Source organism: Pseudomonas sp. 13B_3.2_Bac1 (genome assembly GCF_025466205.1).
GTDB lineage: Bacteria > Pseudomonadota > Gammaproteobacteria > Pseudomonadales > Pseudomonadaceae > Aquipseudomonas > Aquipseudomonas fluorescens_H.
Genome location: NZ_JANLOG010000016.1, coordinates 76,311 through 82,679 on the forward strand (window position 1 = coordinate 76,311; position 6,369 = coordinate 82,679).

Below are 6,369 nucleotides of genomic sequence, written 5' to 3' on the forward strand. Positions count from 1 at the left end.
CACCGAGGGCCAACTCGTCCTCAAGAAACACACAACCTCCCTGTAGGAGTGAGCCTGCTCGCGATAGCGATGTATCAGGCGAAATCGAGATCGAATGTCCGACCGCTATCGCGAGCAGGCTCACTCCTACAAGGTTTTGTATCAGCCGAGAATTTCCCCGTTTTGCAGGAGCAATCATGTCCAGTCCAAAAAAAAAGGCCGAGCCCGCAGCGCACGCTGAGCCATCGAGAATCCGTGAAGGCCTGCCCTTCCCGCTCGGCGCAACCTGGGATGGTCTGGGGGTGAACTTTGCGCTGTTTTCCGCCAACGCCACCAAGGTCGAACTGTGCATCTTCGACGATGCCGGTGAAGTCGAACTCGAACGTATCGAACTGCCGGAATACACCGACGAAATTTTCCACGGCTATCTGCCCGACGCCCATCCGGGGCTGATCTACGGCTACCGCGTCTATGGCCCGTATGACCCGGCCAATGGTCATCGCTTCAACCACAACAAACTGCTGATCGACCCTTACGCCAAACAATTGGTCGGCCAGTTGAAATGGTCCGAGGCGTTGTTCGGCTACACCATCGGCCACCCCGAGGCCGACCTCAGCTTCGATGAACGCGACAGCGCGCCGTTCGTGCCCAAGTGCAAGGTCATCGACCCGGCGCACACCTGGGGCAACGACCATCGGGTCAGCGTGCCGTGGGACAAGACGATCATTTACGAAACCCACGTCCGCGGCATCAGCATGCGTCACCCCTCGGTGCCAGAGAATGTGCGCGGTACATTTGCCGGGTTGATGGTCGATGACGTGCTTGAGCACATCCGCAAACTCGGCGTATCGAGTGTGGAATTGCTGCCGATCCATGCCTTCGTCAACGACCAGCACCTGCTGCAAAAGGGCATGACCAACTACTGGGGCTACAACAGCATCGCCTTCTTCGCCCCGGATCCGCGTTACCTGGCCAGCGGCAAGATCGCCGAATTCAAGGAGATGGTCGCGCACCTGCACGAGGCCAATCTGGAAGTGATCCTCGACGTGGTCTACAACCACACCGCCGAGGGCAACGAGCAAGGCCCGACCCTGTCGATGCGCGGCATCGACAACGCCTCTTACTACCGACTGATGCCGGACGACAAGCGCTTCTACATCAACGATTCCGGCACCGGCAACACCCTCGACCTCAGTCACCCGTGTGTGCTGCAGATGGTCACCGACTCGCTGCGCTACTGGGCCAGCGAGATGCACGTCGACGGTTTCCGCTTCGATCTGGCGACCATTCTCGGGCGCTATCACGACGGTTTCGACGAGCGTCACAGCTTCCTCGTCGCCTGCCGTCAGGACCCGGTGCTGCGTCAGGTGAAAATGATCGCCGAGCCTTGGGACTGCGGCCCCGGTGGCTATCAGGTCGGCAACTTCCCGCCGGGCTGGGTCGAATGGAACGACAAATTCCGCGACACCGTGCGCGCGTTCTGGAAAGGCGATGACGGCCAGGTTGCCGACTTCGCCAGCCGCATGACCGCGTCCGGCGAGATGTTCAATCAGCGTGGACGGCGGCCATACTCGTCGGTCAATTTCATCACCGCCCACGACGGTTTCACCCTCAACGATCTGGTGTCGTACAACGACAAGCACAACGAGGCCAACGACGAAAACAACCAGGACGGCAGCAACAACAACCTGTCGTGGAACCACGGCGTCGAAGGCCCGACCGACGATCCAGAGATCAACGCACTGCGCCACCGGCAGATGCGCAACTTCTTTGCCACGCTGCTCCTGTCGCAAGGCACGCCGATGATCGTCGCCGGCGATGAATTCGCCCGCACGCAGGACGGCAACAACAACGCCTATTGCCAGGACAGCGAGATCGGCTGGGTTAACTGGGATCTCAGCGAGGACGGCAAGGCGCTGCTCAAATTCGTCAAACGCCTGATCAAGCTGCGTATGGCCTATCCGATCCTGCGCCGTGGGCGTTTCCTGGTCGGCGAGTACAACGAGGACATCGGCGTCAAGGACGTCACCTGGCTCGCGCCGGATGGCACCGAGATGACCACCGAACACTGGCACGACGCGCACAACCGCTGCCTGGGCATGCTCCTCGACGGTCGCGCACAGGAAACCGGGATTCGCCGCAAAGGTGCCGACGCAACGTTGCTGCTGGTGGTCAACGCCCATCACGACATCGTCAATTTCAGTCTGCCGGAAGTGCCGGAAGGCAGTTTCTGGACCTGCATGGTCGACACCAATCAACCGGCGGTTCGCGGTCAGGAACGCTTCGAGTTCGGCCATGAATATTCGGTCACCGGCCGCTCGTTGCTGCTGTTCGAATTGCAACGCGAAGAAGAAGACTGATATGGACCTGCAACATTATCTGGCGCGCCGCCCGCCTGATTATCCCGACACCGCCGCCCTCGGCCACTGCCTGCGGGCGTTGGTCGAGGCCGGTCTGGATCGGTTGCCGTTACCGGGCAGCGGCCGCACGCTGGAGCGTTTTCAGCGTCTGGCTGAAGTCGGCGGACATGATCTGGGCTTGTGCAAACTCTATGAAGGCCACACCGACGCACTGGCGATCATCGAACAGCTCGGTGGCTCGCCCACCCCGGGCAGCACTTGGGGCATGTGGGCGGCTGAACCACCGCAGGCGCGGGTGCAGGTGCGACCGGCCGGGCACATGGTGCGCCTCGACGGGCGCAAGGCATGGTGTTCTGGCGCGGCGGTGCTCAGCCATGCATTGCTCACCGCGTGGGACGCCGAGGATCGTCAGCAACTGGTCGCCGTGGCGCTCGATCAACCGGGGGTGAGGATTACCGATCAGGGCTGGCAAGCGGTCGGCATGGGCGCCACCGGCAGCGTCGAAGTGCTGTTCGACGCTGCCGAAGCCCAAGCCATCGGTAACCCCGGCGACTACCTGAATCGTCCGGGCTTCTGGCAAGGCGGGATCGGCATCGCTGCGTGCTGGTACGGCGCGGCAAGGGAGATCGCCGAGGCGCTGCGTAAACACTGCGCGCAACGTCAGGAGCCGCACGCCCTTGCCCACCTCGGCGCGGTCGATTCGGCGCTGTACGCAGCGGCCAATGTGCTGCGTTTCAGTGCGCTGCACATCGATGCGCATCCCGAAGCCGATGCCGAACTGTTGGCCCGGCGTGCTCGCGCCGTGGTCGAGCAATCGGCTGAACAAGTGATGCGCGAGACCGGTCGGGCGCTGGGTGCCGCTCCGTTCTGCAAGGATCGGCACTTCGCCCGGTTGAGCGCCGATCTGCCGGTGTTCCTGCGCCAGAGCCATGCCGAGCGTGATCTGGCGGCCCTTGGCCAGTCGCTGGCCGAACACCCCGAGGAGGCCTGGACGCTATGAATGCCGCGAACAAACCCGATCCGATCATCGGCCACCAGGGTACTTCCCTGCTGCAATGGCAACACTCCCGGCACCTGGCGGCGCTGGACAGCGTCGATGTCCTCAGTCTTGTGCCTCCGGGCGCGCGGGCGGTGATAGTCGCCCCGCACCCGGATGACGAAGTGCTTGGCTGCGGCGGCCTGTTGCAGTTGCTGGCCGCCGCCGGGCGTCAGTTGCAACTGATCTCGGTCACGGATGGCAGCGCCAGTCATCCCGGTTCCGAGCGCTGGCCGGTGGAACGCCTGAGCGTGGTACGGCCGCAGGAATCGGCCGAAGCCCTGCGCCGCCTCGGCGTGCCGCTGCACAGGATGAAATGGCTGCGCGGCGGTTTCACCGATAGCCAGGTCGCCGCTGATGAGTCGTCGCTGGTCGCGTTCATCGAACGCCACCTGCGCCCCGGCGACGTGGTGTTCAGCACCTGGTGCGAGGACGGCCACTGCGATCACGAAGCCGCCGGTCGCGCCAGTATCGAAGCTGCACGACGGGTCGGCGCCACCTGCCACGAATTGCCGGTATGGACCTGGCACTGGGCCTCCCCCGAAGACGCCTCGGTGCCGTGGCAGCGCGCGCGCAAGATTCTGTTGTCCGCCGAGCAAGTGGCGCGCAAACGCCACGCGGTGCATGCGTTCGCCAGCCAGTTGGAAGGCGACCCGCAAGCCGGGCTGCAACCGGTGTTGGCGCCGTACGTGCTGGATCGTCTGCTGCAACCGTTTGAAGTGGTGTTCCTATGAGCGTCGATGATCGTTACTTCGAAGGTCTGTTCAGCGCCAACGATGATCCCTGGGCGTTCCGCGAGCGCTGGTACGAACAGCGCAAACGCGCGATCACCCTCGCGGCCCTGCCCCGCGCACATTATCGGGCGATCTTCGAACCCGGTTGCGCCAATGGCGAACTCAGCGCCGAACTCGCTGGCCGCTGTGACCGTCTGCTGTGTTGCGACACCGCCAGTGCGGCGGTGAATCTGGCGCGTACCCGATTGAGCCTTTTTGACCACGCCGAGGTGCGCCAAAGTCGCCTGCCCGGCGACTGGCCGGAAGAAAAATTCGACCTGATTGTATTTAGCGAAATCGGCTACTACCTCGATGCCCAGGATCTGACAGAAGTGATCCGGCGCATCAGTGAATCCCTGGCGGCTGACGGACAATTGCTGGCCTGCCACTGGCGCCCGCCCATCGACGGCTGCCCGCTCAATGCCCGTCAGGTGCATGACCTGATCCACGAGCAACTGCCGCTGCCGCGTCTGGCGCTGCATCAGGAAGCGGATTTCATCCTTGAAGTCTGGAGCCGCGAGCCGCGCTCGGTGGCCGCACTGGAGGGCCTGCGATGATCGGTATTCTGATTCCGGCGCATAACGAGGAAGACCTGCTTGAGCAATGCCTGAGCGCAGCGCTGCGCGCCAGTAAGCACGGGCTGCTGGCCGGCGAACCGGTCGAAGTGCTGGTGGTGCTCGACAGCTGCACCGACCGCTCGGCGCAGATCGTCAGCGGTTTTCCGGTGCTGAGCCTGCACATCGACGCACGCAATGTCGGCCAGGCCCGGGCCGCCGGCGCGCAGATCCTGCTGGAACGCGGCGCGCGCTGGATCTCCTGCTCCGACGCCGACAGCCGGGTGGCCGATGACTGGCTGGTGGCGCAGCTCGGGCTGGGTGCCGACGCGGTGTGCGGTACGGTGACCGTCGAACACTGGGATCAGTCGTTCGACGAAGCCGCGCAAATCCGCTATCACAGTCACTATCAGGCCCGTGACGGGCACCGGCACATCCACGGCGCCAACCTCGGGGTCAGTGCCGACGCCTATCGCTGGGCGGGCGGCTTCCCGCCGCTGGCCTGCGACGAGGACGTGCAACTGGTGCGGCGACTGGAGCGGTGCGGTGCCGACATCGCCTGGAGCCATCGCCCGCAAGTGCGCACCAGCGCCCGTCTGGACAGTCGCGCACGGGGTGGATTTGGTGACTATCTGCGAAATCTGGTACAGCTTGGACAAAAAAAAGCGGATCAGATTGATCTGTGACGCGACGAATCGGCTGGCATGAGCAATACTCTGCTGCGCGGCAATCCAGGGTTCGGAGCGTCGCACGGCAATCCATCCGCCTTCACGGGTCGAGCGCGCCTGCTTTTCCACGGTGCAGATACGACTGAGGGCCAGAGACGACAAGGACGTAACACCCATGAAACCGTTATTCCTCAGCGAAAACCCGCTGCCGGCGCAGATATGGAACAGTGCCCCGCAGCTCGACAACATTCCCGTCATCAATACCCACAGTCTGGTACCCCCCGGTGCCCGAGCCGTCGTCGTCGCCCCGCATCCGGGTGATGAAGTGGTGACCTGCGGCGGGCTCCTGCAATTGCTCTCCAGCCTCGGCCATCCGCTGCAATTGCTGTCGATCACCGACGGCAGCGCCAGTCATCCCGGCTCGCGGCAATGGTCGGAAAAACGCCTGAGCGTGTTCCGTCCCCAGGAAAGCGTCGAGGCCCTGCGCCGTCTCGGCTTGCCGATGCACAGCCTGAAATGGGTACGCGGCGGGTTTACCGATAACGCCCTGCTCGACCGCGAGGCCGACCTCACCGACTTCATCGCCCGCTACCTGCGTCCCGGCGACGTGGTGTTCAGCACCTGGCGCGACGATCGCACTGACGACCACGAAGCGGTTGGCCGCGCCAGTGCCAAAGCGGCAGCGCAAGTCGGCGCGACCTTCCATGACGTACCAGTCTGGGCCTGGCACTGGCCGGAACGCGATCAGAACCTGATCCCCTGGGAACGCGCGCGCAAACTGCGACTCGACACCTGGACTGTGGCGCGCAAAAGCCACGCCACCCACGCCTACGCCAGCCAGCTCAAGGGTGAGCCGGCGATCGGCATCGCGCCGCTGCTGCCACGCGTAATCCTCGAGCGGATGCGCTTGCCCTACGAAATCGTCCTCATCTGAAGAAATACATTCCCCCCTGTGGGGGGGGGGGGGGGGGGGGGCGCGGGGGGGGGGGGGGGGGGGGG

General features: G+C 63.9%; 6 protein-coding genes. All 6 read left to right on the top strand.

The window, feature by feature from the left end:
- The first annotated feature begins 176 nt into the window (after positions 1-176).
- The 6 genes from glgX (at position 177) to NTD85_RS02940 (ending at position 6,304) form a co-directional block, all read left to right on the top strand.
- Positions 177-2,339, top strand: coding sequence for a glycogen debranching protein GlgX (gene glgX, locus NTD85_RS02915; protein WP_262141387.1), 2,163 nt, complete (start codon positions 177-179; stop codon positions 2,337-2,339).
- Between the two features lies 1 nt (position 2,340).
- On the top strand, positions 2,341-3,339 hold the full coding sequence (locus NTD85_RS02920) for an acyl-CoA dehydrogenase family protein (RefSeq protein WP_262141388.1): 999 nt from the start codon (positions 2,341-2,343) through the stop codon (positions 3,337-3,339).
- Positions 3,336-4,109, top strand: a complete 774-nt coding sequence (locus NTD85_RS02925; protein ID WP_262141389.1) for a PIG-L deacetylase family protein — start codon at positions 3,336-3,338, stop codon at positions 4,107-4,109. Before NTD85_RS02920 ends, NTD85_RS02925 begins: the two co-directional genes overlap by 4 nt.
- On the top strand, positions 4,106-4,705 hold the full coding sequence (locus NTD85_RS02930) for a nodulation S family protein (protein ID WP_262141390.1): 600 nt from the start codon (positions 4,106-4,108) through the stop codon (positions 4,703-4,705). The genes NTD85_RS02925 and NTD85_RS02930 overlap by 4 nt, the downstream gene beginning before the upstream one ends.
- The gene (locus tag NTD85_RS02935) at positions 4,702-5,388 is read left to right on the top strand and encodes a glycosyltransferase (protein ID WP_262141391.1); all 687 of its coding nucleotides are present in this window, start codon (positions 4,702-4,704) and stop codon (positions 5,386-5,388) included. Before NTD85_RS02930 ends, NTD85_RS02935 begins: the two co-directional genes overlap by 4 nt.
- A gap of 157 nt (positions 5,389-5,545) precedes the next feature.
- Positions 5,546-6,304, top strand: coding sequence for a PIG-L deacetylase family protein (locus tag NTD85_RS02940; RefSeq protein WP_262141392.1), 759 nt, complete (start codon positions 5,546-5,548; stop codon positions 6,302-6,304).
- The last annotated feature ends 65 nt before the right edge of the window (positions 6,305-6,369 follow it).

Excerpts from the sequence above, each read along its gene's own strand:
- NTD85_RS02940 (WP_262141392.1), top strand. The coding sequence starts at position 5,546 with ATGAAACCGTTATTCCTCAGCGAAAACCCGCTGCCGGCGCAGATATGG.
- NTD85_RS02925 (WP_262141389.1), top strand. The coding sequence starts at position 3,336 with ATGAATGCCGCGAACAAACCCGATCCGATCATCGGCCACCAGGGTACT.
- NTD85_RS02935 (WP_262141391.1), top strand. The coding sequence starts at position 4,702 with ATGATCGGTATTCTGATTCCGGCGCATAACGAGGAAGACCTGCTTGAG.
- glgX (WP_262141387.1), top strand. The coding sequence starts at position 177 with ATGTCCAGTCCAAAAAAAAAGGCCGAGCCCGCAGCGCACGCTGAGCCA.
- NTD85_RS02930 (WP_262141390.1), top strand. The coding sequence starts at position 4,106 with ATGAGCGTCGATGATCGTTACTTCGAAGGTCTGTTCAGCGCCAACGAT.
- NTD85_RS02920 (WP_262141388.1), top strand. The coding sequence starts at position 2,341 with ATGGACCTGCAACATTATCTGGCGCGCCGCCCGCCTGATTATCCCGAC.